The organism is Promicromonospora kroppenstedtii DSM 19349, assembly GCF_000515355.1.
GTDB classification, from domain to species: domain Bacteria; phylum Actinomycetota; class Actinomycetes; order Actinomycetales; family Cellulomonadaceae; genus Promicromonospora; species Promicromonospora kroppenstedtii.
The window spans coordinates 66090-67167 of sequence record NZ_KI911678.1 but is presented as its reverse complement, the minus strand read 5'-3'; the positions used below and the strand labels follow the sequence as shown (position 1 = coordinate 67167).

2 protein-coding genes are annotated in these 1078 nt (G+C 71.9%); both read right to left on the bottom strand.

The window, feature by feature from the left end; all coding sequences use genetic code 11:
* A partial coding sequence (locus PROKR_RS34965) for a hypothetical protein (RefSeq protein WP_051432995.1) occupies nt 1-193 on the bottom strand: 193 nt, incomplete at its 3' end.
* Nucleotides 190-1078, bottom strand: an 889-nt coding sequence (locus PROKR_RS14205) for an ABC transporter permease (RefSeq protein WP_051432994.1), incomplete at its 5' end; no start/stop codon positions are given. The genes PROKR_RS34965 and PROKR_RS14205, both read right to left, overlap by 4 nt.

Below are 1078 nucleotides of genomic sequence, written 5' to 3'. Positions count from 1 at the left end.
GGGGCGCGGGCTCCGCCTCCGGCTCTGCCGCTGCGTCGGTGCCGGCGCCGTCGGCCCCGTCGGGTTCGGTGCCGTCCGGGTCCGCCCCGTCGCGGGACGCGCCCGGAACCTCGTCGATCAGGTCGAAGGTGTGCACCTTCTCGGGATCGGAGCTCCCGGGCGCGGCGGAGTCGGGCTGGGTGCGTTCGGTCACGCCCCGAGGGTAGTGCCCTTGTCCGGGGCCAGGGCGGACCTCCACGTGACCCGGCCACCGGTCTGCATCAGGGCCCCGCGGTAGGCGCGCTCGCTGAGCAGCACGGCTCCGAGGGTCACGACCACGAGCACAAGGAGCGAGACGATCGGCTCCCACCACAGCGCGTCACCGTTGAGCACCCGCACCGGCATGGACACGATGGACGCCGGCGGCACGTACGACAGGACCCGTTCGAGCACGCCGTCGGCCGAGAACGTCACGATGTAGACGCCCATGAGCAGCATCATCAGGGGGGTCGTCGTGTACTGGAGGTCCTCGGTGCGGGACGCGAGCGAGCCCGCGACCGCGTAGAGGGCCGCGACGGCGACGAACCCCACGGTGAAGAAGACGACGAACCAGATCATCGTGGCCGTCATCGCGGGCAGCACCGCCGACAGGTCGGTGAAGCTGAGCCCGATGAGCCCGATGCCGGCGAGCAGCAGGTTCTGCGCCAGCGCGATCACGGAGCTGCCGATGATCTTGCCCGCCAGGAGCTGCCGCAGCGGCACGGCGGTCGCGATGATCTCGACCAGCCGAGACTGCTTCTCCTCGATCACGCTGCCCGCGATCATGGCGCCCGAGCCGATCGCACCCGTGAAGAACAGGAACGCCAGCACGAACCCGGCGAAGAACACGACCTGCGGGTCCACGGGGTTGCCGTCGAGGCGCTCGGTCTCGATCTCGCTGCCCGCCGTGAGTGCCTCGATGGTGGTGCCGGCGCCGGCGGCCCGGTCGGCCATGACCTGGTCGCGCACCGTCGTCCCCAGCAGGTCGGCCAGGCCGCCGTCGGGCTCGCGCCAGCCGGACAGGGACCAGCCCGTCGCGTCGTCGTCGGCGGCGGCCGTC